Genomic DNA, 24,974 nt, shown 5'->3' with positions numbered 1-24,974 from the left:
AGACCGCGGCAAGAACGCAGTCTAATCCTTGAGCCTGGAGGCCGAGGTAGAGGTTTGGCGGAGCAAACGCGCGCTGCCCTACAGCACGCTCTGGGGCATCGCCGAGAAGACCAATATCACGCCGCAGGAGCGCAATATCGTCTACCTCGCCATCTACGAAAACGAATGCACCTATTGCATGGCCGGCCACACCAACCTGTCGCGCATGGCGAAGATCGGCAATGCGGCGATCGCCGCTGTCCGCGATGGCCGCTCGATCGCCGATGCAAAGCTCGAAGCATTACGCCAGTTTGCCGCCAAGGTCACCCGTCGGCGCGGTGTGGTGGGCGAAGCCGACGTCGCCGCCTTCAAGGCCGCGGGCTACGACAACGAGGCGGTGCTCGACCGGCTCGTGCTTGCCGCGACAGAGCTCATCTCGAACTACACTAAGCATCTCGCGCAGACGCCGAATGACAGCTTTATAAAAGGGGGGAGTGGTCCGCACTGGGCAAGCTGAAACCCGCCGCCTGATCCAACGCCCGCGCCGCCTCTTGCACCGTGGAGCGGCGGCGCGCGCAGCCTCAAGGCGAACGAATCTCCACGGTCGGTTCGCATGTTGGAGAAGAAGATGAGCAATATGTCCTCGTCGGAACTGGCGCCCGAGCGCCGCTCGATCGACCAAAGCAAGATCGCGTACCAGCTATATCAACCCGTCGGCATAGTGCCTGACGCATTCGTCGGCGCCGCGCTTGATCTCGACGGCGACGAACGGGAATGGGTGCCGCAGTCACCAACCGTCGCCTTCAGGCCGCTGATCCCGACCCTAATTCTTGGCAATCGCAGGTGCCGCTTGGGGTGTCAGTTCGTGTCGCACATCTGGCACGCTGAGTACCCGTTCTTCCGATTACACCGCAACGAATTGGGCGAGCCGGCCGCGAATAGAACGTGGCGGAAATACTCGCAACGGCAAGATCGGTATGATGACCGCTGATGTCGACCGCGAGACGGAGCCAGGACAATGAGAATGTGAGGATGCTATCGCCGGCCTGTTGGTGGAGATGCACGGATCAGGTCGTGAGTGTCCGATCTGGCATAAACGGCGTAAGTTCAGACTTGTTGGCGCTGAGAAAGCGCTCGAACGCATCCGCGCTCAGCGGCCGGGAGATCAGGAAGCCCTGCAGTTCCTGACATCCCTCGGTCCTGAGGAACCGTGCCTGCTCCGTCGTTTCGACCCCTTCCGCAATCACTTCCAATCCCAAATTGCGACCCATCGCGATGATAGAGCGAAGGATCGCAGCATCTTCTGACGCCGACCTGGTGCCAATTTTCTTCACAAAGCCGCGATCGATCTTAATTCGGGTCAGCGGATAGCGGCGGAGGCAGCTGAGCGACGCGTAACCGGTGCCGAAATCGTCAAACGCGATGCCCACCCCGCTGGCGCGCAGCTGCTTGAGTGCAGTGAGAGCTTCATCGTCACGACCAAGCGCGATGTTCTCGGTGATTTCCAGTTCGAGTGCATCGGGCGGCAGACCGGTTTCCGCCAGCGTGCGTTCCACATCCTGCAGGAAGCCACCGTTGCCGAACTGGACCGGAAACAGATTGACCCCGATCCGCATCGCAGGCAGCCCCTTTGCCCGCCAGGCAGCGGCGGTGGCGCAGGCCGTCGCCAGGACCCAGCGGCCGACATCCATTGCAACGGCACTTTCGCACAGGCCATCGATGAACGTACCCGGCGCGAGGACACCGCGCTGAGGGTGATTCCAGCGCAGCAGTGCCTCCGCCCCGGTGACGTGGCCATCGGCAGTGCGCACCTGTGGTTGGTAGTACAACACGAATTCCCGGTTTTCGCAGGCACGCCGAAGCTCGCCATCGAGCTTAAGGCGCTGCATCGCATCTGCGCGCAACCTCTGGACATACATTCGGGATATCCCGCCGCCGGCCTTCTTGGCGTCGTAGAGCGCGAGCTCAGCATTCGCCAGCAGCTCATCTACGGTCGAGCCATGTTCCGGCGCGATCGCGAGACCGGCGCTCGCGGTAATGAATACCCTTTGCCCCTCCAGGTCGAAGGCACCCCCCAGGCTGCGCAACAACGTGTCGATCGCGGCGGCTCCAACCAGTGGATCGCCGCAGTTCTCGAATAGCAGCACGAACTCATCTTCGCCCGGCCGGTAGACCCGCGCGGAGGTGAGCGCCGAAGTCATGCGGCGCGCGACTTCCCGCAGCAGCAGGTCACCGATCGGATGGCCAAGCGTGTCATTCACATCCTTGAAGCCGTCGACATCGATCACCGCAACCGTGACATGCCGCAAGGCTTCGCTCTCATCGCGTTCCAATATTGCCCGCAGATCACCGTGCAGGCTCGCCCGGTTGGGAAGGCTGGTGAGCTGATCAAACAAGGCAAGCCGCCGGAGCTGCTCCTCGGCGAGTCTGCGCTCGGTCATATCACGCCCGACGAAGAAATACTTCTGCTCGGGCTCGGACCAGACGCCGGACCATGCCAAGGGGACGACGCTACCGTTTTCGTGAACGTACCGGGTCTCGAAATTGAGGGTGTGTCGACCACTGCGGGCGAGCTTCATTTCGCGGCGTGTCGGATCCAGATCCGCGGGATATATGAATTCGCTGGCGCAGCGCCCGATCATGTCGCCAGGATGATAGCCGATGGTTGCCAGCGAGTTCGGGCTTACCTGCGTGAAGTTGCCTCTCCGATCGGTGATCAGGATGAGATCGAGCGAGGTTTCGAACAAACGCGTTCGCTCCTCAGTTTCCTGATTCAGCGCTTTCGCCTTCAGCTGCATGTCCTCGTCCGCATCGTGTCGCTCTTTCGACGCCAGCGGTAGCCATCGCAGCACTAGGAGTCCGAGCACGGCGCACGCCGCCACGACATTCAAAGCCTTCGGCATGATGAGATAAGCGGGGTTGCCAAGCAGTTCACCGAGCGAAGCCGGAAGCATTCCATATTTCGCGCCGAAATACAGACCGAAGTAGAGGTTCTCAACGATGTTACGAGCAGTATCGATAACGATGACCGACAGCAGCAGCCGAACGGCGCCGAAGGTTCGCGGATTGCGGACGAAGGCTAGGCAGACGGTCACCATGACCGCGAGCCACATGACGATGATAACCCAGTAGATCAGCGTAGCCGTCAGCGCCATGGAGTCATTCCGCAAGATATCGTTGTCCCCGAATGCCACGGTTGCAATAAGAGAAGATTGAACGCTTGAGGCAAGTCTTTACTGGGCCTAACAGACATTTAAGAGAACGAACCCACGACTGTCCTAGGCTGTCGAACACCATGGCCCCGGCTTGCGGGGATAGAAAGACGAGGTAAGATGGGTCCTTCGCGCCGAAGTACGTTCCCCATCGTGGCGCCGCTGCAGCGTATCCACTGCCTGAAGCGCCTCAAAATCGGCTATGTTGGCACGGTGACTCGGCCACCATGGCACCAGAGTGCATGAAAAAACTCTTCTCGACGTCCAGCGTGCGACCTTACGAGCGGTTTGACCTCTGGCACGCGGTCGCCTGTCAGACCATTGTGAGGCACTCGTCCACGCCTGAGAGCCGCCGAACATTCGAGGCAGAGATCGAAACTGGAACATTCGGCGACATCGGCCTCGTGTCGTTCGCGACGTCGCCTATGGCTGTTTCTCGCACAGCCCAACATATTGCTCAGGCTGAGACTGATGATCTGTTCATTTGTCGCCAAACCGCCGGCAACCTGGCTCTTGAGCAGGATGATCGCCGCGCGGTTCTTGGAACCGGCGACATGACACTGCTCGATCCGTTGCGCCCCTATACCGCTCGGTTTTCATCCGGCTCTAAGCTTCTGGTGGCGAAAATACATCGGCGAGGACTAGAGGCCCGCGTAGGTGAGGCCCGTAGGTTGCTCGCGATCGCGCTGACGCCCGAGCAGCCCGAACATCGATGGACCTCGTCCTTACTGGCAATGTTACCGACAATCGCGGGCCGTCAGGGCAAGACCTCGGAAGGAATTGCGCAAACTCAATTCATGGACCTTGTCGCCAGTTCGCTACTAAATGCTGAGAAGCCAGACAGGAGCTCGGCACGATCGCTCGCTCGGCTCAATCTTCGCGCGGCCATCGAAAACCGGCTAAGCGATCCGAATCTTGATGCGGCAGGTGTCGCCGCTGCCGCCGGCATGGGCCTACGTTATGCGAATGCACTGCTCTCTGAGGACGGCACCTCGGTCATGCGGCTCGCACTCGCGATGCGGCTGGAACGCTGTAGACGGGCCCTCGAAGATAGGCAGCAGGACCATAGGACCATCAGTGACATCGCCCGGCGATGGGGCTTTGCCGATATGACGCACTTTGGGCGGAGCTTCAGATCAGCATTTGGTGTTGTTCCGCGCGAGTATCGGCGCATGGCGAAGACGGACAGTTGACCGCCATTGCACAAGCCGAAGTTTATCCAACGACTGTCGCGGGAGGCCGAGAGCCGATTTGGAGACAAACGTCGTTCGGCAAGCGCTTGGGCCGCACTTCCCTGAGCATCGGATCGGCGACGTCCGCTCGGAGCAAGCTGGGTGGGCGTGAACAAAACGCGAGGGTAGGCACTATCATAGCAGTAGGTTTAAAACCGCATTCGGGACGCTTGGCGCTGGCCTACTGCCTGAAACGCAATTTGAGGTCGTTGCACGTCCGTGATTTGAGCACATCCTTGACACATCGGGAGGCTCGCTTTCGGAAAAAAGCCTCCGCCAGCCAACTGCGATGCCATCCGCATCGGGTTCTGCTTGTCGCCGGTTCAGGCCTCGATTCGAGCTCGGGCGGATACGCGCCCGACGTAGGCAGTTCCTGAGTCGTAAATGAGATCCTAAATAAGCTTGAGGCGGCGCGGTTGCGACTCAGCTTATAGGTTCGGGAGGTGTACTCGGATTATAGGTTCGGGAGGTGTACTCGGATCAGGAGTGCATCGAATCCCGACTGTTGTTGCGAGCTTGATATCGACGGCCCATCCGCATTCGGAATGAGATGTCGGCAAGCGAGTTCGATTTCAATCCCCCATTTTTGATCCCGTTAGCTGCGACGATATCGAAGCACACGATCGGAATGCCGGGGACCTTCTCGTAGGGGCGCGGGCATCTGCGTATCAGACTTTGGGGGCCTCTCACTTTGGGCTCAGATCGAGCGCGGCATCATCCTACTCGACCGCAAATCCCCGCGGGGGCCTGACCTGCTCGACATGACATTCGAAATCCAACAGCGCGAGCTGAACTTCGGCGAACGTTAGTGAGCAGTGGACGCGGAAATGGTGCCGATCACACGCGCATCCTCAGTCCGTACCGTGACAGCACGGCCGGTTTCGCGTGCGATTGTTAGCGCTACCCTTATGGCGGCATCCTCATCTGAAAATTCCAGAATGATCTGGCTGCCTTTCCCCGAAAAGGCGTTGGGGTTTGATACGTCAATGATGATGAGGGGCGATTTCATCACGCAGTCATGACCAGCATCGAAGCCAGAACAGTGGAGAAAGCAAGAAGCCCGAAAGTCGCGATTTGAAATGGTCTCTCGGCGGTCATTGCGCGTTGCCCCACAAATCTGTCCGCCGGATGAAACGTTGAACGACGCTGTTGGTTCCTACGCGAAATGCTTGAGCAAACGCCTTGCCTGAAGCCGATCACCTCGTTCAAGTCGAGCCCGGTGTCGACGGCATTCGGAGGCGGCCAACCTGCCTCAGGAGTGCGCTACAACGGAGTCCCTCTGCCGGATCGGCTGGCTTAATGAGATCGAATTGCGAACGATCGCGTGCCGAAGCACTGTCGCTCAGTCTTACATTTGTTCCTAAAATCCGGAGAAAAATCGCGACTGCGGACGTATTGCTTCTGAAATACGAGGACAATACGTTTTTAGGAGCGAAGGCGCGAAGTCATGAAGCAGGCGATCACGGTTCGAATTGATCCTGAGTTACTGGCTGTCGCGCGCGCTCATGCGAAACAGGAAAATCGAACTTTGACCAATTTTCTCGAGACGGCACTAAAGGAACGGATTGGCTTATCCCGACCATCTCAAGCGTCGAAACGTCAGCCCGCTAGCCGCAGAGTTGGCCGCTCCGGTTTAAAAGAGTCTTGAATGCCAAATCGCAAATCCTCGATCACCGAGCCAGGATCGTCAGTTCGTCTGCCAAAGACGGCGACGGGCATTGATGGTTTAGACGATCTGACTCTCGGTGGCTTGCCCGTCGGTCGGCCGACGCTTCTATGCGGCTCAGCCGGATGCGGAAAGACGCTCTTTGGAATGACGTTCCTCGTAAACGGAGCGACTCAGTTCGACGAGGCTGGCGTTTTTATGAGTTTCGAAGAACGCGAACAGGATTTGGCTGCGAATGTGCATTCGCTCGGCTTCGACCTCGAAGGTTTGATATCGAAGAAGATGTTGGCGATTGACTACGTCCGGATCGAGCGCGCCGAGATCGAGGAAAGCGGTGAGTACGATCTGGAAGGTCTTTTTGTCCGGTTGGGGCACGCGATCGACACGATCGGGGCGAAGCGCGTTGTTCTCGATACTATCGAGGCGCTCTTCTCGGGGCTCGCCGATACCACGATCCTCCGAGCGGAACTGCGGCGCTTGTTCGGCTGGCTTAAGGAAAAAGGCGTAACCGCCATCATCACAGCGGAGCGCGGTGAAGGCCAGCTCACTCGCTTCGGTATCGAGGAGTACGTTTCGGATTGCGTGATTCTTCTCGACAACCGGGTCCAGGAGCAGGTGGTTACGCGTCGGCTGCGGGTCGTCAAATACAGAGGTTCGGCGCACGGTACGAATGAGTATCCGTTTTTAATCGACGACGAGGGAATCAGTGTCCTGCCGATTACGTCGGCTGGTCTCAGTCATTCCATTTCGGACGAGGCCGTTCCTACGGGCGTTGAGGACTTGGACGCTATGCTCGGCAAGGGAGGCTATTACAAGGGCTCAAGCGTGTTGATTTCTGGGCTGGCGGGAACGGGTAAATCGACTTTCGGCGCAGCTTTTGCAGATGCCTCGTGCGGCCGAGGTGAACGCAGCCTCTACTTCGCCTTCGAGGAATCTCCGGATCAGGTCGTGAGGAATATGCGATCGGTCGGAATCGATCTGAAGAAACATTTGAACTCCAGCTTGCTACGGTTCGAAGCGGCCCGGCCGAGCCTTTTCGGTTTTGAGATGCACCTGGCTCGTATGAACCGGGATATCGAGAGATTTAGACCCGCTACGATAGTTGTTGACCCGATATCCGCTTTTCGCGGTCCCGCGGCAGAGATCCATGCGACACTTGTTCGGCTCGCCGATGTCTGCAAGACCAAAGGGATCACGGCCGTATTCACCAGCTTGTCGGGCGTCGACGATTTGATGAGCGAAAGCGAGCGAAGTGTTTCCTCGCTTATGGATACATGGATATCGTTGCGGGACGTCGAGGCGGATGGCGAGCGCAACCGCACCCTGTATTTGCTGAAATCGCGCGGTATGAGTCATTCGAAGCAGATTCGTGAGTACGAGCTCGCCGACGATGGCATTCATCTGACAGAGCCTTACCTCGGGCCGGAGGGCGTACTGACGGGGGCTGCTCGAATGGCGCAGGAAGCACGCGAGCGTGAAACCGACCGCGAACGCAACGAACAGACTGAGCAACGCAAACGCCAGCTAATGCGCAAGCGAGAGGCGCTGGAGCGGCAAATCGCGGAAATGCGAGCGGAACTCGATGCCGAGGAGGAAGAGGTTTCAAAGGTCGTCGCGCATCAAGACGTTCGGACCGCATCTGCCGCTTCCGATCGGGCTGCGATGGCACAGAAGCGCGGAGCTAGCCGATGACAGATTCCAACGGCGACGACGACACCACCGACTTTAATTTGCGTCTCTACGTGGCAGGCCAGACGCCGAAATCCCTAGCGGCAATCGCTAACCTCCGGAAGATATGCGAGGAAAATCTTGCTGGCCGATACAAGATTGAAGTGATTGATCTCGTCGTTTCACCGCAACTGGCTGCAGGCGACCAAATCGTCGCGATTCCGACCCTTGTTCGCCGGCTACCGCCACCGCTCAAGCGAATGATTGGTGACCTCTCCAACTCCGAGCGGGTCATTGTCGGTTTGGATCTGCGACCTATAGGAAAGAGCCCGGCATGACTTCTGCAGACGGCTCAGGGGACCGATACAAGTTGCGCCTTTTCGTAACGGGCTCTACGCCACGGTCCGCCCGAGCCATAGCCAACATGCGCAGGATATGTGAGGAGAATCTTGAGGGCCGGTACGATCTTGAGGTCGTCGATGTATACGAAAATCCAAATTCTACTCGGGAACTGCAGATCGTTGCTACACCCACACTCGTCAAGGTTTTGCCTGAACCGCTGCGTCGAATCATCGGGGATCTCTCCGACAAGGAGAGAGTTCTTGCGGGATTGAACCTGACGCCTGTCAAGCCGGCGGGCTAACCATCCAATGGCGGAACGCGCGACCCACGACACGGATTACGGATCACTCACCGACGAAGAGCTGATCTCTCGCCTTCGGGAGGCAGAAGAAACTCTAGATGCCATCCGCACCGGCGCAGTCGACGCCGTCGTGATTGCTGGATCGCAGGGGCAGCAGGTCTATACGCTCGAAAATGCCGATCGGCCCTACCGAGTGCTCGTTGAGCAAATGCAGGAAGGAGCGATTACTCTGTCAGAGACAGGGATAATTCTGTATTGCAACGCGCGTTTCGCGACGTTGGTCGCTGGTCCGCATGATGGCATCGTCGGCCAACCGTTTGTCAGATATTTCAGGGCTGACGAGGCTGAGAGCCTTTCCAGCATGATTGCGACCGGAGCCGGCTCGGGGGTCTCCGGAGAGTTTGCGATTGTGAATGAATTCGGACAAGAAGTGCCCGTCAACATTTCGCTTGTCGATTTGAAGGTGGACAACGCGATGCCCAGGCTGGTTTGCGGCATCGTGACGGATTTGACATTCAGCCATATGAGAGCCCGTGAACTGAGTGCTGCGAACGAGAAACTCGCCGGCGAGATAGACGAACGGCGCAAGACGGAAGAGAATCTTCAGCTGACCCTCGACGCTGCAGAAATGGGAATATGGGAGCTTGATCTTTTCGACGGTCGACTGAGCCGCTCACCGCAGCACGACCGACTTTTCGGCGACACGGGTCTGCTTTCCTTCGACCTGCCGGCGCTGGTAAGTCGTTTCGTACCGGAAGATCAAACCAAGGTGCACGAGGCGTTCGAGCGAGCCCGCGAGACGGGTAACGTCCAGTTTGAACGTCGGATTCGGAGGGCTAACGACAACGCAGTGCGCTGGGTCAGTGTGAAGGGCCGAACCTTCTATGACGGAGAACATCCCATTCGGATCACCGGCGTCACAGCAGACGTCACGCAAAGACGCGAAGTTGACGAGCAATTGCGGCAAGCCCAGAAAATGGACGCGGTCGGACAATTGACTGGCGGTGTTGCGCACGACTTCAATAATCTTCTGATGATCATCGGTGGCAGCCTCGATATGCTGCGCCGTCGTTTGCCGGACGACGCAAAGCTTGTTCGTCTGTTCGAGACCGCGCGACAGGCCGTAGCTCGTGGATCAAAATTGAACCATCAGCTGCTGGCGTTCTCTCGCCGTCAGGATCTGCAAATGGAGGTGGTCCAGATCAATGATCTCATCCCAACGTTCGAACACCTTCTTGAGCGTGCGGTAGGTGAGATCGTCAAGATAAAGTTCATCAAAGACTTGAACCTTTGGGAATGCCGTACCGACCCGCACCAGCTAGAAACCGCCATCGTTAACCTTGCGATCAACGCGCGCGACGCGATGCCCCATGGAGGTGAACTGGTCATCAAGACCGCTAACCGGCGCGTTAACGAGGCGTTGGCTTCCCGATGGGAAGCATCGGCTGGCGAATACGCCATGATTTCCGTCCAGGATACGGGGATTGGAATGTCGGCGGAAGTGCTCGCACATGTCTTTGAACCATTCTTCACGACGAAGGATGTCGGAAAAGGCACAGGATTGGGTTTGAGCCAAGTCTACGGATTTGCCAAACAATCCGGAGGTTTTGTCGCAGTGGCCAGCATGCCGGGACAAGGCACACTCATCGAAGTGTTTCTGAAGCGATCTAACGATCCGGTCCAAACTGTCCGCAAACCAACCGAAACGAAGTTGGAGGCTGGGACTGGATTAGTCTTGGTTGTCGAGGACGACGCCGATGTGCGAGTCACGACCAGCGGAATGCTCGAGGATCTCGGCTATTCGGTTCTGTCCGCAGCAACTGGAAGTGCTGCGCTTGAGATAGTTCAGGGAACCGCCAGCCTAAATCTAGTCTTTACCGACGTCGTCATGCCGGACGGCATGAGTGGTGTGGAGCTAACGCGGCGGATTGGACTGCTGCGCCCGGAATTGCCGGTGTTGCTCACCTCTGGATACACGGCTCAACGAGCCATTCCCGAAATGCCCACAGGTGAACAGGCTCTTCTGAAAAAGCCTTTCAGTCAGGCCGAGCTATCCGTCGCCATTCGAAAAATCATGGCAAATGCCCGCAATACCTGAGCGGACGAGGCGAGACGCAGTTCCTGTTGGCGAGACCAAATGCCGGACGTGAATCTAGGCAAAAGCTGGAAGCTTGCCGAAGCGCTGCTTGAGCGTGCGCGACGCGCTTTGCCGTACGACACGAGCCCAACTACGCAGCACTTTTGACCCGATACCACAAGTTCGTGGAGCACAATGAACCTGAGCTAGTCCTCGATATGCTCGAAGAACTCGGGCATCTCACGTCTGTGCGTGGCGAGTTTTGGCGCGATTTAGAGCGAGCCACCGAAAACATGGGTCTTCCAGACAGGCTGCCCGCTTTTCGAAGAGCGTTTGCTGAGGCACCTGTGGGGTCGAAACTGCGGTAGCCTTGTTGTGATGTCATCCGCATTTGCGGTTTTGTCTTCTGGCCCTTGGTAAATTGGAGCTGAGTTTGATCCAACATCGGCTAGTGACCCTTTCGACGGCCCACATTGTTGCGGCCTCTCGAAGCGCCTCCATTATATTGCTGCACTGCGGTGGCCGGGTTGGAGAGGATCGAGGTAATCGGGCCGGGAGGAGGGCATAGAAGCCGATCTTAAGTCCTCAACCGAAATTGGGGCTTCGCAGGCCAACCGTTGAACTTGCAGGCAAGACCAGATGGTCGCTCTCGGTCCTGTCCGCATTCATTTCGCAGCTCGGGGTAGCTTCGAATCAGATAGCGGAGGCCTCTCATTGCGTTTACTGTTTCCAGATGCAGGACATGAAGGCTCACTTGGAAAAGCTCCGCATTGAAGCCGAGGAGTGCGAACTCATCAGCAGGCTTGCGACCAATGGGACGAAGAAGGCGCTTTTCGCCAAGCTAGCCGCTCATCACCGGGCGCTGGCCGATGAGGTCGAGGTGGCTATAAAGGCATCCAACTAGGAACTTTACCTATGGCGTCGACTTAGAGTCCTCGTTCCGTGCAGGGAACTCGTAGGGAAGCTCATGACGCAGATACGACATCGGGTCATCCAAACGGAGACCTTTGAGGAGCGACTAGCAGGTCGGGCCAAAGACCTCCGCGACAGGGCGAAGGTAATGCCGCACGGGGTCGAGAAAGACGCGCTGCTAAAGCGAGCGCGGCAGGCTGAGAGCGGCGCGCAGATTAGCGAATGGCTACGCTCTCCCGAGATCCGAGCTCAGACTGGCAACTAAGAGCCATCTTGGCAGCTCTGGCGTGATGGGTACCTTCATAGACGACTCAGCTGGCGAGCTGTCCTTCGTCGGGATGCTCGTTATGCGTGAGACGTTTTCGTTCAAGCACGACTTTATCAATCGGCGATGAAAGGTGAGTATCTCGGCAAGGATCCGCTTGTCCGCTTACCGTTAGCCTCGACGCAGGCTCTGCGAGCGTTGAAGACCACCTGATGCCAATTCGAATGCAGCGCAAGGACGTCGAGCGGCGATCGAATAACGGGATCAATCTAGCGCTCGCGGCCCGTGCTGAAATCGAAGCGACTGCGGTGGTCTCGTGAGGGACCAGGCTGGCAACAGAAATGTCTCTGGCCTCTCCATACGTTGGCGTTTTCCAGAGACCCGGCCATCGAGGTGCCTGAGGTAGCGATGGTGAATTCATCGATCGAAGACGTGGTGGTCATTGCGACCAACTCATCTGGCTGGAACTCTCTTCTGGCCTCTCGATACGTCTGGTTCCTTCGACTACAAACGAAATCGGAGACGCGGCGTTGTACGCGTGCAACGTACTCGAGGCATGCCGGCCCGGTGGAAAATAAGCTCGCCTTCAATGATCGGCCAATTGAGGCGGGGAGGCTGCTCCGTTTAGAGAAGGGGCGCGCGAACGTCGCCCCGCGAGATACTGGTCGCCCCACGTCCAGAGCATGCGAACGACGGGTTCGAGCGAGCGCCCGAGCGCGGTCAACGAATACTCAACCCGCGGCGGTACCTCCGCATAGATTTCGCGATGGATGAGGCCAGCAGCCTCGAGCTCGCGGAGTTGTCGCGTCAGCATGCGTTGCGTGATGCGAGATAGGCGCCGTCGCAGCTCGTTGAAGCGGATGGTGTCGCTGAGGAGATGATAGAGAATCACCGCCTTCCACTTGCCGTCGATCAGATCGAGCGTCGCCTCCACCGGACATCCAGCCGCGCAATCATAGGTCTTGCCGCCGAGCTTCTTCATGGTTCACTCCGTGATACTAGGGGACAGACCTGTGCGTAATTGTCAGCACCTAGATTAGCGCGCAACGTGACGCGCGCAAAGATCGATATGGATCGGTGACTGTCGAATAAGCGGCAGCTGCGGCGTCCAGGGAGACCTTGCCATCATTCCAGCAGGCGACAACCGGCAAAGATCGGCGCAGCGCGCATAGCAATTCAAGAAGTCACAAGGAGCGAGCAACGTGAAGAGCGTGAGAAGAGGGATCCGATTTGTCACCTTGGCTGCCGCAGCCATCGTGGCGACGGCGGTGCATGCGGATAGCGGAGGCAAGAAAGCGGAGGTTATCGCCAAACTACCGCAGTCCGTAGGCAATATTGCCTTTACGCCGGACAACCAGCTGATCTTCAGCCATCATCCATTCTACAGCCCCGACGTCCGGGTCGCGCGGCTGACCTCGGCGACGACATTCGAGCCATTCCCGAATGTCGAGTGGAATACGCCGCGCAAGGGCACGGATCAGTACCTCGACAATGTGCTGGGCCTTCGGTCCGACGAAGCCGGCGTCGTCTGGATCATCGACATGGGCTTCCGCACGCAGATCACACCAAAGCTGGTCGGCTGGAATACGCGCACAAACAGGCTCGAGCGCATCTACTATATGCCGAAACCGGTCACGGTGAAGGGGTCCCAGCCGCAGGATATCGTGATCGATCAGAAAAATCGGAAGTTCTACATCGCTGACGAGAATATCGGACCGGGCGGCGATGGCTCGCATGCAGCCATCATTGTCATCGACATGGATACTGGCGTCGCGCGGCGCGTGCTGGATGGCGATAAATCGACCGTCCCGGAGAATGTGCCGATAACCGTCGACGGCAACGATCTGACGGTGCCGGGCAAGGACGGCAAGCCGTCGATCATCAAGGTCGGCTGCGATGGCATCACGATGGACGTCAAGTCGGAGTGGGTCTACTTCGCACCGCTCAGCGGCCGATCACTGTACCGCATCAAGGCGGCCGATTTGAGCAACGACAAGGTCAGTCCCGAAGAGCTAAGCAGTAAGGTCGAGCGCTACTCGGACAAGCCGAACAATGGCGGCCTGTCGATTGATTACGCAGGCAACCTCTATCTTACCGCCGTCGAGACCAAGTCGATCGGGATTATCGGAGCGGATCGCAAGTACCGCACCTATCTCAACGATCCCGACATGGTGTGGCCTGACGGGATCACGGCCTCGCCGGACGGGTACATGTATGTGTCCGCATCCCAAGTGTCGGCCGCCGCAATGTTCCACGGTGGCAGGGCGGAGAACAAGACGCCGTACCTGATTTACCGCTTCAAGCCCGAGGCTGCCGGCTACATTTCGCGTTGAGGGGGTTGCGCGGCGACCCCGGCAGGATCGCCGGGGGCGCTGCGACGATCACAAAGGGTCTAACGGCCGTTGATGCCGTGTCTGGATCGCTTCGGGCGTGGGCCGCCGCCAGCCTCGCGGCACGTGGAAGCGGCACTTCATGCCTTCGTGGTAGCGATCAAATCGATCCACGATGTCGAGAAGGAATACGGGCCGAAGGTGCCGGCAACTCTGGCGCCTTACGGTGGCCGGTTCGCTATTCGCGGAGGAAAGCTGTAGAATCTCGAAGGCGAGGCGTCCGGCCGTTTCGTCATCATCGAGTTCGACAGCTTGCAGAATGCACTGAGGTGGTACCATTCGCCTGAATATCAGGCGTGACTCTAATCCGACAAAAGCGTCGAGAGCCACGCCCTTCATTGCGGGAGGCATGTGGAAATAGAGCTGTGTCGGCGTGGCCGTCCAGGTAGTTCGGTAAGTTACGCCTTTGCCCGGTGCGTCCTGCTCGCCGAGCTTGCGGGCTTGCGCGACGAATCCGCAGCATCCGTCTGTTCCGGTTCGGGCTCTGCGGCAAGGCCCGCGGAGACGACCTGCTTGCTCTAGTTGCGCAGATGCATCTTCAATTCGCTAAGGAATCGGCGGGACGCCATGCTGTCGAAGCAGCGCTTAGCCGGAAATTTGGCTACTCCAGCATTTTGAGTGCTTCATTCGATCGATTTCAGAATGACGTCTCCTGCGAGCGCGGCCACGGTCCCCGATAGAACGAAAGCGGGCCAAAACATAACCGAGCGCGGCATGCGCGTGCACGAATAGATCCCGATGGTCGCTGCGATGCCAAGCGCGATCACGGCGATCGCCAGGCGCTCCGACGGACCGCCGGGGTCAACGATCCAGTCTGCGCATGCGCTGGCGACGGTTTGGGCCAGCATTGCCGTGGCCCAGAAGAAGCCGCGTACATCGGTGTCATCCGCGGGACCCGGCAGGTTTCCCGTGAGGCGATAGCAGATCACGAAGGAGAAGACGAGCAAGATAGCGACGAGTAAAATCGCGCCGTTGTCACCGACTCCCATCGAGACATCGGTTGTCTCTGCCAGCACTGCACCCAATAGACTCAGCAAAAATGCGGCGAACCAAAAGATCATCCGCCGAAGCCGCCCGGTCGTTCCCTGCAATATCAACGTCGCAAGGAAGCTTAGCATCAGCGCGACGATCACCCTTCCCGAACGGTGAAGGTAGATATGATTGAGTGCATGGCCAGCGGTCTCGCCCGCCATAGCCGCGAGTAGCCAATTGATCCAGAAAGTGGCCGAGAGCTCCGGAACGATGCTCATGCGGACGGATGGCACGCCATTCCGAGCCCTCGGGCCACCCCTTCTCTTGCTGTTCATCCTGCGAGCTCCGGTTTGACGGCGGGAAGGGGAGCGCGATGCGTCTTGCGCTTACGTGCGAACCAGTCGCTGACGTTCTGGAGATAGATATAGACCACCGGCGTTGTGAACAGCGTCAATAGCTGCGAGACGATCAGGCCGCCGACGATCGCGAAGCCGAGCGGTTGCCTTAATTCCGATCCGGTCCCCGTGCCGATCATCAGCGGAACGCCGCCGAGCATCGCGCACATGGTCGTCATCAGGATCGGACGGAACCTGACCTTGCAGGCCTCCAGCGCGGACTGTTCGGCCGAAATTCCCCTGTGGCGCTCGGCCTCGAGCGCGAAATCGATCAGCATGATGCCGTTCTTCTGCACGAGGCCGATCAGGAGGATGATCCCGATCAACCCGATGACGTCGAGCCCGAAGCCGAAAGTCCAGAGCGCCATGAGCGCACCGAGCCCGGCGGACGGCAGCGTCGACAGAATCGTGACCGGATGGATCGTGCTTTCATAGAGCATGCCGAGGATCAGATAGACCGCGACAATCGCGGCCAGAATCAAGACGGGCGTGGAGGCGAGCGCAGACTGGAAAGCCTGGGCGTTGCCCTGGAAGCTCGTCGCAACGGTCGACGGCATATGCAGCGCGGCCGCCTCCTGCTGTACGGCGGCGACCGCCGTGCCAACAGCCGTTCCGGGCGACAGATTGAAGCTTAGCGTGACCGACGGAAACTGGTTCTGATGGTTTACCGCCAGCGCCGCCGAGCCATATTCGATGGTCGTGAACTGACTGAGCGGTACCACCGATCCGTTCGACGAGCGGACGTAGATGCGGTTCAACGCGTAGGGGCCGGACTGAAACGACGGATCGACCTCGAGGATCACGTAGTAGGTGTTCAACGTGGTGAAGAGCTGGGCGACGTGACGTTGGCCGAACGCATCGTACAGCGTATTGTCCACCGCCGCCGGATCGATGCCTAGGCGGGAGGCGGCATCGCGGTCGATCTTGAGCTTGAGCTGACGCGCAGCATTGGCCTGGTCGCTGGCGACGTCGGCGAGCTCCGGCCGCTTTTTCAGTTTATCGAACAAATTGCTGGCCCAGGTGTTCAGCTCGTCCTGGTTTACATCCGTGAGCGTGAACTGGTACTGGGTCTTGGACAGGCGGCTGGCAAGATTGATGTCCTGCGTCGCCTGCATGAACACGGCGATCCCCTGCAGCTTGGCGAGCTTGGCATCGAGCTGCCGGATTACCTCGTCGGCGCTGAACTGGCGCTCGTTCCGCGGTTTCAGCAACACGAACAGGCGGCCGTTATTCTCGGTCACGGTAGGGCCGCCCGGGCCGATATAACCGGTGGCGTTGGCGACCGAAGGGTCCTTTGCGATCACGTCGATCACGCCCCGTTGCAGCTCGGCCATCTCTGTCGGTGAGACGTCGGCCGAGGCTTCCGTGATGCCGGTGATCATGCCGGTGTCCTGCTGGGGAAAGAATCCTTTCGGGATGCCGGCGAACAGCACGCCCGTCGCCACCACGCTCGCAAGCATGACCGTCACCGTCGCGAGCTTGAAGCGCAACGCAACGGACAGAAGAGCCTCATAGCCGTGCTGGATCGCCACGAAACCGCGCTCCAGCGTCCGCGATGCCACGCCCGTACCCGCGCCGTGGCTGGAAAGCAGGTAAGCGCACATCGTCGGTGTCAACGTCACCGACACGACAACGGAGACGGCGATCGCAACGCAGACGGTGACCGCGAACTCCTGGAACATACGTCCGATCACGCCGCCCATCAGGAGCAGCGGAATGAACACCGCAACCAGCGACACTGAAATCGAGATGATCGTGAACCCGATTTCGCCGGCACCCTTCAGCGCGGCCTCCAGCGGCGACAGTCCCTCCTCGATGTGTCGCGAGACGTTCTCGATCATGACGATCGCATCGTCGACGACGAAGCCGACCGCGATCGAAAGACCCATCAACGACAGATTATCGAGGCTATAGTTCAGGAGATACATCACGCCGAACGTGCCGATCAGCGAGATCGGCACCGAAATCGCGGGAATGATGGTCGCCCAGAAATTGCGGAGGAACAGGAAGATGACGCCGACCACGAGTGCTATGGTCAGGAGCAGCGTGAACTGCACGTCGGCAACACTGGAGCGGATCGTCTGCGTGCGGTCTGATGCGATCGTGACCTTGATGTCCGAGGGCAGGCCCGCAACCAGTTGCGGCAGCAGCTTCTTGATGCCATCCACCGTACCGATCACGTTGGCGCCCGGCTGACGCTGAATGGCGAGGACCACCGCCGGCTTGTCGTTGTACCATCCGTGCAGCGTCACGTCCTCCGCCGCGACTTCGGCTTGGCCGATGTCGCGCAGCCGTACCGGTGCGCCGTTCCGATAGGCGATGATCAGATTCTCATAGCCCTTGGCCGTCAGCACCTGGTCATTGGTCGCGAGCGTGTAGGCCTGTTCATCGCCGTAGAGGACGCCCTTGGGCTGGTTGACGGTGACGTTGCCGAGTGTCGCGCGCAATTGCTCGAGGTCGATGCCGGCCGCGGCAAGCTTCGCCGGATTGACCTGGACACGGATCGAGGGTTTTTGCATGCCGCCGATTGTGACCAACGACACGCCCGGCACCTGCGACAGCTTTTGCGCCAGGATGCTGTCGGCATAGTCATCGACCTTGGTGAGCGGTTCGGTGTCCGACGTCAGCGCGATCAGGAGCACCGGCACGTCGGCCGGATTGACCTTGCGGAAGATCGGTGGCGACGGCATGGTTTTCGGCAATTGCCCCGCCGCCGCATTGATGGCGGCCTGCACGTCCTGCGCAGCCGCATCAGTGCTGCGGTTCAGCGCGAATTGCAGGGTGATCTCGGTGTTGCCGAAGCCGCTCGACGAGGTCATGGCGGTGAGGCCGGCGATCTGACCGAACTGGCGCTCCAACGGCGTGGCGACCGACGAGCCCATGGTCTGAGGATCGGCGCCTGGCAGTTGCGCGGTGACCTGGATCGTTGGCGTGTCGACCGTCGGAAGGGCCGAAATGGGCAACCGGGAGAAGGCAACCAAGCCGATCAGCGTGATGCCGATCGCGAAGAAGACTGTGGCGACGGGTTTGCGAATGAAGCCTTGGGAGATGCTCATGGCAGCATACCTGCGCTTGCGGTGGTGGCGTTCTGAACCGAGTCCTTGCGACTGTCAGGTACGACCTCGACCGATGTCCCGGGCTTCAGCCGGTACTGACCGGCGGTGACAACGGTTTCGTCCCCGGACAGGCCCTGGTCGATCAGCACCTTGCCGTCGCGCGACTGGCCGGCCTTGATCTCGCGCGCGCTCACGACATGGTTGGTATCGACAACATAGACGAAGTTGTCGCCCGGTCCCTGCTGCACAGCCGTCAGTGGCACGGTGACGGCGTCATGGCGGATCGCGACGGTGAGATGGATGTTGACGAACGATCCCGGCCAGAGGTTCTTCTGTTCGTTCGGAAAGGACGCCTTCAGCCGCACCGTGCCGGTGGACGCATCCACCTGATTGTCGATCAGCATCAGGCTGCCATGGTCCAGCTTGTGCGTGTTGGCCGCGTCATAGGCATCGACGGACGCCTCGCCGGATGTGATCGCTTTCTGTACGTCGGGAATGTCGGTCGAGGGCAGGGTGAAGATGATCGAGATCGGCTGTAGTTGCGTGAGAGTTACGAGCCCGGTCGTGTCAGTTGGGTGCACGATATTGCCGGGATCGATGCGGCGGATGCCGGTGATCCCGGCGAAGGGCGCGCTGATCGTGGCGTAGCTCAACTGGGTTTGCGCAGCCTCTAGCGCGGCCTTGTCCAGCGCGACCGTGCCCTGGCCCTGCGCCACCTGGGAATCTTGCGTATCGAGCAGCTGCTGGGTGGCAAATCCGCGCGCGGCAAGCGGCTGTGTCCGCGCAAGGTTGATTTGCGCGTTCTTCAGGCTCGCCTGATCACGGGCAAGGGCGGCCTCCGCCTGGTCGACCTGCGCCTCGAACACGCGCGGATCGATCTTGGCCAGCATGTCGCCGCGTTTCACGTCCTGGCCCTCCACAAAATCGACGCTGTCGAGCGTCCCCTGGACCTGGGTGCGGATGGTCGCGGTGTTGATGGGCGTCACGGTGCCGAGCCCTTCGAGCACGATGGGCACGTCGCTCTTGTGCGCATGCGCCGCCGTCACCGGAACGAGTGGCACGGCCGTGGATAGGGCCTTGGGTGTAGCCTTGGGCTCAGCCGCATGGCTCGGCGCGGGGACGTGCAGGACATACGCGCCGGTCCCGGCTCCGATCAGGAGAACCGCGCTGGCGAGGAGAAGAGTCTTTCTGGACGGCATCGCTTCACGCTCCATGATGACGGTGTTGGCGGCTGGCATTTGCGACCAGCTCCAGGACGAAGGTTTCGGCTGCGTTCCCCGCGGTCCGCGCGTCGTTCGCCGCGGTCGAATCGAACCCGATGATCCGTGCGTCGATATCGGCAGCGCGCAGCGCGGCAATGAGATCGAGCTGCGTGCCCCCGCGATCCTCACGCCGCACGACAAGCCGGATCGCCGCGGTGGTGGGGACGATACGAAACGACGGCGCCGCGCAGGGAACTGCGATCGCAAGCAGGCCGGCACAGCCGATGTCTCCCCGCAGCACAAGCTCGAGGGCGGCACGGGCCGCCTGACCCTCTGCAAGCAGGATCAGCCGGTCCGCCTCGATGTCTTGCCGCGCCAGCTCAGCGGCAACGCCGCGCAGGATCTCATCGGGCAAATTCTCATCAGAAGGGTCACTGCGGACGGAAACGGGCGACCACAAAGCGAGCGGCGTCAGACGGCGCCAGCGGCGCAGCTCCGCAGGCGTCGCAATCAGCGGGGCGTCCGGCCCGGCAATGACTGCGACGGTGACCTTCGCGGCGATGCGCGATGGTCGGGCGGCGATCCCGTATGGCGAGCGTGTTGACATGACTTGAAGCTGGCCGCAGTGGGACTATTATTCAAATGAATTGAGATAATGTTCCAATTCACATTGTGCATCGAAGCCCGAGAATGCCATGAGACTTCGCAACCTCGATCTCAATCTGCTCCTGGTGTTCGACGCGGTGCTGCGCGAGCGCAGCGCGGTGCGGGCCGCGGAGAGCCTCGCCATCAGCCAGCCGGCCGTCAGTCACGCACTCAACCGGCTGCGCCATGCGCTGAAGGACAAGCTGTTCATCCGCACCCCCGCGGGAATGAGTCCGACTCCGAGAGCCGAGCAGCTTGCGCTTCCCGTTCGCAAGGCCCTCAACGAGCTCCAGCTCGCGGTCGAAGGTGACACATTCGACCCTTCCACGGCGGACCGGCGCTTCACGATCGCGGTGAACAATTATGCAGCCGTGGTCGCGGTGGGGCCGATCTTGGCCACGGTGCGCGCGCAAGCACCGACCGTGCGACTGTCACTCGTGCCCAGCGGGACCCTGAATCTCACGGATCGATTGGACCGCGGCGAGCTCGATCTTGCGTTGTCGGGGCGGGCTATCGATGGTGAGCGGTTCGCTTCGCAACAGCTGATCGAGGATCGCTTCGTGGCCGTGCTCCGGAGCGGCCATCCGGCGCTACGAAAACGGCTGACGGCGGGGGCGCTTGCCGAATTGGGGCATCTGGGGATCAGCTCGAGCGGGGAGAATTTGGACTTTGTGGATGCGTTCTTCAAAGCAAGGAAGAGCGCCCGCCTTGTCGCCTCTGACGTGCCCTATCTCTCCGCGGGGGCGGTTTTGGTACAATCGAACCTTGTCGCCATCCTCGGACGCAAGCTGGCGATGGAGTTCCGTCGCGCCTATCCGATCGAGATCAGGGAGCTGCCATTCGAAGCCCCAGTTCTGCACAACGTGATGAGCTGGCATCGGCGCTTTGACGATGTCCCCGCCCACCGATGGTTGCGTAGTACAATTATTGGAGCCGCCACCACCTTATGAGGCGCGGACGCATCTGGCGGGAAGCAGGCCCGATTTCGTGGAGTTTGGTCCTCCACCTTGAATGACTCTCATGGCCTGAAAATGCATAGCTTTGCGGGCTCGCGTCAGCCTAGAGAGTGACGTCCGAGTGGTAAAGAACGCCGGTGGGCGCTGGTGCTTAGGGGCGCGTTTGGAAAGCGCTGCAATCCGGTCATCGGCTACCTAACGATATCGCGGATCCCGGTTTGCACTATTGAAGCCATCTGCGGGGGCGGTGGTCTGCGCGGCTTGTCCAGAGCAGTCTCCCTAAGTTACGCTTCCACACTCTTCTAGCGGCCCGTTTGAAGTCATGCCGCCTGCGGAATTCTTTCTTACTCCACGCCCAGAGTGTTTGGTTTCAATCGCATTTGGGTCAAGGCTCTTCGGCTATCAGGCAGTGCGATAACTGTGATCGTGCGACGAATGCCCACTATCGGTCGGATAAGCTCGGTGGTGCGACCAGTAAGTCGTTGATTATTCTCAACCCCGGTGTGTCTCTTAATCAGCGGGTCCCTGGTTCGAGCCCTGGTGCGCCCACCACCTTCAAGAGATTGGTCCGCAAGGTTTTTTTAGTTTCATTGAGAGAACAAATCCGGTCTCGTGCGAGGTTTCTTGTGATCGAACATTGCTCGGCCGGACTTGTGTTCGACTTTTCCTTTGTTTCCGTACCTTCACCCATTCGATACAGCGCGCAAATCTGACGGTACATGCCGATTACGCGCCCGTCGTAGATTAGGATAGTAGAGCGAGTAAAGCGGACAATCCGTTCTGCCCATCGTCGTAGGGTAGCGATGCTTGCGCTCCGCCAGCAGGGCATTCCGGCTGTGATTCAACTCGGCATCGGCATGAATCACAACCAAGCTCTGCTCAATGGGGCGGTACACCTCGTTGTCTATTTCCCGAGGTGCTAGCCGAGCTACAGCCTTTCTGACTACACGCAATAGGCATGGGCGCCGTCGAGTGGTGCCCGCGCGTTATCCACGCGGGGCGGCTGGACGCCATCGTCAGCAAGGCTTCGATCGCAGTCGAACTTTCCAACTGCTCGGCCTTCTGCAACAGCTTCTTGCGTTGAGCTATTGAGTCGCGGCAAGTGCTTCCGCGCTCCGAGCCTGGCGGCCGGCTGTCTATTGGAATTCAGCATCACGATCGTGTACCGTGGGTTCGACTCCCACTCTCTCCGCCATACGCTAGTTTTCTCCGATGCGGACCTTTGCGCTGGACGTCGACATCCGGACTGCAGAAATACAAGGGCCGCCTCGCCGATTAGCGGGGCGGCCCGTCGAAAACAACTCACCAGCAAACGGCCCACCGACGAGGCTGTGCCATCGTCGCGGCCGCTGCGCCGTGGGAGCCGCCACAGACCGCCGTTACTTCGCGGCTGCGCGGGCGGCCTGTTCGATCACGTCGGCCACGGCGTCCGGGTTGGAGACGGTGACCGCGTGCGAAGCGTTGATCTCGATGACGGTGGACTGGGCGCGATCGGCTTCGAATTTCTGTTCGGCCAGAGGAATGGCGAGATCCTGCGTGGTCAAGATCTGCCAGGTAGGCTTAGTCGTCCATGCAGCGGACGTCAGTTTCTCGGTCAAGCAAGCGAAGTCCATGTGGCGTTGGGTGGCGAGCAACATGGCGGCCTCGCTCGCGGGCACATCGGCTGCGACCTGACTGTGAAACTTGTCGGCCTGGTAGAGGACATACTTGCCGCTGGTTCCGTCGGGTCGGGTGTAGGGGATCACATCGGTCGACGTTGGGAATGAGCTGCCGGGAAACCGTTCGATCAGTTGGGCCGGAGCTTCCCCTGCCGCGGGCAAGATTGAGCCCGCGTATACGAGGCTCTTAACCTTCTCGTCCCCGCCGGCCTCCGTGATGACGGCACCGCCGTAGGAATGGGCCACCAGGATGATGGGTCCCTGGATTCGGTCGATCGCGCTGCGCAGGTAGGCGGCGTCGACCGACACGCCCAGCAACGGGTTGGCGAAGGCGACGACCGGGTAGCTGTCGCGATGGAGTCGCTGGATCACCCGATTCCAGATCGACGCGTCTTCGAAGGCCCCGTGCACAAGCACGATAGTGGGCTGGGTTGATTTGCTAGTCATCGTGATTTCCTTCTCAAGAGGGTTGTGCAGGAGGTGGATCATCATCTGCCTTGTAATGAGGAGCCGCAGAGCGGCGCCTTGCTTGTCGGCGATCGTATGAAGCCGATGAACCCGCGGAGCCGCTTCCTGGATGCGCGTTTGAGACGCACGCCACGCGTTGAAGTTCGCTCTTGCTGCTTCTGCGGCGCCAGCTCGTTGATCGCATCTCGAAGATGGGCCGCAGCTCTCAGGTGCTCCGGTCCATCTAGCAAGCTCAACGCTTCCAGCATGAGCGAAGGCGCCACCGAACCATCTGAGATTGAGCCGAGCATGATCGTCCCTTGCTGCTAAGGAAGCGACCTTCGGAAAAACTGCCGGCTCAGTGGCTCGCGAGATGACGCAACCAGGCTTCGTTCACATTGCCAGTTCGGTTTCCTTGATGTCGGCGATAGGACCCAGGATGGCCGGATCGAACTCCTTCAAGGCGCTGCGTTCGGACAGACGTCTGGGCAAGTCGGGATTCGCGAGAGCTCCTCTACCGATCGTGACGATATCGGCACCGTCGTCGAGCGCAGCGACCGCCTGCTCGATATTGTGCAGGCCGCCATTGGCGAGGATCTTTGCTTTCGGAGCATAACGCTTGGCGAGGCGCATCAATGACGGCCCGCCCTCGGCGAACGCCGGTCTCCACGCCTCGAATTCGGTTACATGAATGAAGTCCGCGCCGGCATCGCCGAGGCTGCCGAAGATGATTTCGGCATCGCTCTCCGCGCCCGCCCACTTATGATTATAGTCATTCACCTTGCCCTGCGAGATCCGGACGCCGATTGGCACGGTGGCGCTGACCTTGGCCCGCACCGCCTTCAAAGTTTCCACGATTAACCTCACGCGGTTTTCCGTGACACCGCCCCAACGGTCCGCTCTGTGGTTGGAGTAGGCGGTCAAGAACTGGTCAAGCAGATAGCCGTTGGCGCCGTGAATTTCGATGGCGTCGAATCCGGCAACTTCGATTGCCCGTGCTGCCGAGTCGGCAAAGCCGGTGATGGCATCGGCGATTTGCTCTTCCGTAATGACGGCCGGCAACGCGTAGCGGTCCTTGCCATGATAGAATTTCATCTGCTCGCCCTTCGGCTGAATTGCAGACGGCCCGATTGTGCCATCGCGAAAGCGATTGCCTTGGCTGATCGCGCCGGCGTGCATCAACTGAGCAATCGCGAGTGCCCCCTGCGCGCGGATGCTATTGGCAACCGGCTTCCAGGCCTTGGCCTGCGCTTGATCGGTCATGCCGGGCTGGTGGACATAGCCCTGGGAGAACGCCTGATCGGTGTAGGTGCCATCGGTGCTGACCATTCCGAAGCCGCCCCGCGCGAAGCGTTCGTAGTAGCGGGTCATGGTTTCGGTCGCCCGGCCGTCCTCGGTCGCCGTGATGCGGGTCATCGGCGCGACAGCGAGGCGGTTCTTCACGGCATGGCCTTTTATAACGATCGGCGCGAAAAGTGCGCTAGTGCCGATATCCATGGCCAAGGTCTCCTTTGACGCCAAATGCGCTTTCTTCCAGAAAGTGAAGGTTTTTAGCTCGATTGGCGTCGATTTAGCTTCTGCTGGCATCGTGCAGAAGCC

Annotated in this window: 21 protein-coding genes; 12 read left to right on the top strand and 9 right to left on the bottom strand. The window is 59.7% G+C overall.

Features of this window, described 5'->3' with window-relative positions:
• The first annotated feature begins 28 nt into the window (after positions 1–28).
• Positions 29–496, top strand: coding sequence for a carboxymuconolactone decarboxylase family protein (locus IC762_RS29630; RefSeq protein WP_195785687.1), 468 nt, complete (start codon positions 29–31; stop codon positions 494–496).
• 111 nt (positions 497–607) lie between these two features.
• A complete protein-coding gene (locus IC762_RS29625; protein ID WP_195785686.1) occupies positions 608–970 on the top strand; it encodes a hypothetical protein in 363 nt (120 codons plus the stop codon).
• 76 nt (positions 971–1,046) lie between these two features.
• Here IC762_RS29625 and IC762_RS29620 read toward each other — a convergent pair whose 3' ends face one another.
• Positions 1,047–3,134, bottom strand: a complete 2,088-nt coding sequence (locus tag IC762_RS29620) for a putative bifunctional diguanylate cyclase/phosphodiesterase (RefSeq protein WP_195785685.1) — start codon at positions 3,132–3,134, stop codon at positions 1,047–1,049.
• A 299-nt stretch (positions 3,135–3,433) separates the two neighbouring features.
• Between IC762_RS29620 and IC762_RS29615 the strand changes: the two genes are divergently transcribed.
• The gene (locus IC762_RS29615) at positions 3,434–4,384 is read left to right on the top strand and encodes a helix-turn-helix domain-containing protein (RefSeq protein WP_195785684.1); all 951 of its coding nucleotides are present in this window, start codon (positions 3,434–3,436) and stop codon (positions 4,382–4,384) included.
• Between the two features lie 844 nt (positions 4,385–5,228).
• Here the strand turns inward: IC762_RS29615 and IC762_RS29610 are convergent.
• Positions 5,229–5,432: a hypothetical protein gene (locus IC762_RS29610; protein ID WP_195785683.1), complete on the bottom strand. Its 204-nt coding sequence runs from the start codon at positions 5,430–5,432 to the stop codon at positions 5,229–5,231.
• Between the two features lie 438 nt (positions 5,433–5,870).
• On the opposite strand from IC762_RS29610, the gene IC762_RS35825 reads away from it, so the two are divergent.
• From IC762_RS35825 to IC762_RS29580, 6 genes are all read left to right on the top strand, one after another.
• Positions 5,871–6,071 (top strand): YlcI/YnfO family protein, encoded by a 201-nt coding sequence (locus IC762_RS35825; protein ID WP_195785682.1) that lies wholly within the window; start codon positions 5,871–5,873, stop codon positions 6,069–6,071.
• Complete coding sequence (gene kaiC, locus IC762_RS29600) at positions 6,072–7,781, top strand: circadian clock protein KaiC (protein ID WP_195785681.1); 1,710 nt, start codon at positions 6,072–6,074, stop codon at positions 7,779–7,781.
• Positions 7,778–8,095 carry a circadian clock KaiB family protein gene (locus tag IC762_RS29595; protein ID WP_195785680.1) on the top strand — a complete coding sequence of 106 codons (318 nt, stop codon included), beginning with the start codon at positions 7,778–7,780 and terminating at the stop codon, positions 8,093–8,095. Before kaiC ends, IC762_RS29595 begins: the two co-directional genes overlap by 4 nt.
• Positions 8,092–8,400: a circadian clock KaiB family protein gene (locus IC762_RS29590; protein ID WP_195785679.1), complete on the top strand. Its 309-nt coding sequence runs from the start codon at positions 8,092–8,094 to the stop codon at positions 8,398–8,400. Before IC762_RS29595 ends, IC762_RS29590 begins: the two co-directional genes overlap by 4 nt.
• 7 nt (positions 8,401–8,407) lie before the next feature.
• Entirely contained in the window at positions 8,408–10,498 is a 2,091-nt protein-coding gene (locus IC762_RS29585) for a hybrid sensor histidine kinase/response regulator (RefSeq protein WP_195785678.1), read from the top strand.
• Positions 10,499–11,231: 733 nt separating this feature from the next.
• Positions 11,232–11,381, top strand: coding sequence for a hypothetical protein (locus IC762_RS29580; RefSeq protein WP_195790438.1), 150 nt, complete (start codon positions 11,232–11,234; stop codon positions 11,379–11,381).
• An 859-nt stretch (positions 11,382–12,240) separates the two neighbouring features.
• Here the strand turns inward: IC762_RS29580 and IC762_RS29575 are convergent.
• Positions 12,241–12,636: a winged helix-turn-helix transcriptional regulator gene (locus IC762_RS29575; RefSeq protein WP_195785677.1), complete on the bottom strand. Its 396-nt coding sequence runs from the start codon at positions 12,634–12,636 to the stop codon at positions 12,241–12,243.
• 220 nt (positions 12,637–12,856) lie between these two features.
• Between IC762_RS29575 and IC762_RS29570 the strand changes: the two genes are divergently transcribed.
• Positions 12,857–13,987, top strand: coding sequence for an L-dopachrome tautomerase-related protein (locus IC762_RS29570; RefSeq protein ID WP_210338397.1), 1,131 nt, complete (start codon positions 12,857–12,859; stop codon positions 13,985–13,987).
• A 291-nt stretch (positions 13,988–14,278) separates the two neighbouring features.
• Positions 14,279–14,344 carry a DUF1330 domain-containing protein gene (locus IC762_RS35820; RefSeq protein WP_210338474.1) on the top strand — a complete coding sequence of 22 codons (66 nt, stop codon included), beginning with the start codon at positions 14,279–14,281 and terminating at the stop codon, positions 14,342–14,344.
• A gap of 323 nt (positions 14,345–14,667) precedes the next feature.
• Here IC762_RS35820 and IC762_RS29560 read toward each other — a convergent pair whose 3' ends face one another.
• Genes IC762_RS29560 through IC762_RS29545 form a run of 4 tightly spaced genes read right to left on the bottom strand, consistent with a single transcriptional unit; the run spans position 14,668 to position 20,276 of the window.
• Entirely contained in the window at positions 14,668–15,294 is a 627-nt protein-coding gene (locus IC762_RS29560; protein WP_195785676.1) for a hypothetical protein, read from the bottom strand.
• 53 nt (positions 15,295–15,347) lie between these two features.
• Entirely contained in the window at positions 15,348–18,467 is a 3,120-nt protein-coding gene (locus IC762_RS29555; RefSeq protein ID WP_195785675.1) for an efflux RND transporter permease subunit, read from the bottom strand.
• The gene (locus tag IC762_RS29550) at positions 18,464–19,705 is read right to left on the bottom strand and encodes an efflux RND transporter periplasmic adaptor subunit (RefSeq protein ID WP_246801297.1); all 1,242 of its coding nucleotides are present in this window, start codon (positions 19,703–19,705) and stop codon (positions 18,464–18,466) included. Before IC762_RS29550 ends, IC762_RS29555 begins: the two co-directional genes overlap by 4 nt.
• Positions 19,671–20,276 (bottom strand): hypothetical protein, encoded by a 606-nt coding sequence (locus tag IC762_RS29545; RefSeq protein ID WP_246801296.1) that lies wholly within the window; start codon positions 20,274–20,276, stop codon positions 19,671–19,673. Before IC762_RS29545 ends, IC762_RS29550 begins: the two co-directional genes overlap by 35 nt.
• Positions 20,277–20,364: 88 nt before the next feature.
• Between IC762_RS29545 and IC762_RS29540 the strand changes: the two genes are divergently transcribed.
• Positions 20,365–21,264, top strand: a complete 900-nt coding sequence (locus IC762_RS29540; protein WP_195785674.1) for a LysR family transcriptional regulator — start codon at positions 20,365–20,367, stop codon at positions 21,262–21,264.
• A gap of 1,385 nt (positions 21,265–22,649) precedes the next feature.
• Here the strand turns inward: IC762_RS29540 and IC762_RS29535 are convergent.
• Positions 22,650–23,417: an alpha/beta hydrolase gene (locus IC762_RS29535; protein WP_246801295.1), complete on the bottom strand. Its 768-nt coding sequence runs from the start codon at positions 23,415–23,417 to the stop codon at positions 22,650–22,652.
• 351 nt (positions 23,418–23,768) lie between these two features.
• Positions 23,769–24,872 carry an NADH:flavin oxidoreductase gene (locus IC762_RS29530; protein WP_195790336.1) on the bottom strand — a complete coding sequence of 368 codons (1,104 nt, stop codon included), beginning with the start codon at positions 24,870–24,872 and terminating at the stop codon, positions 23,769–23,771.
• Positions 24,873–24,974 lie beyond the last annotated feature (102 nt).

It is taken from the genome of Bradyrhizobium genosp. L (genome assembly GCF_015624485.1).
Classification (GTDB): domain Bacteria; phylum Pseudomonadota; class Alphaproteobacteria; order Rhizobiales; family Xanthobacteraceae; genus Bradyrhizobium.
This window is presented reverse-complemented; position numbering and strand designations above follow the sequence as displayed.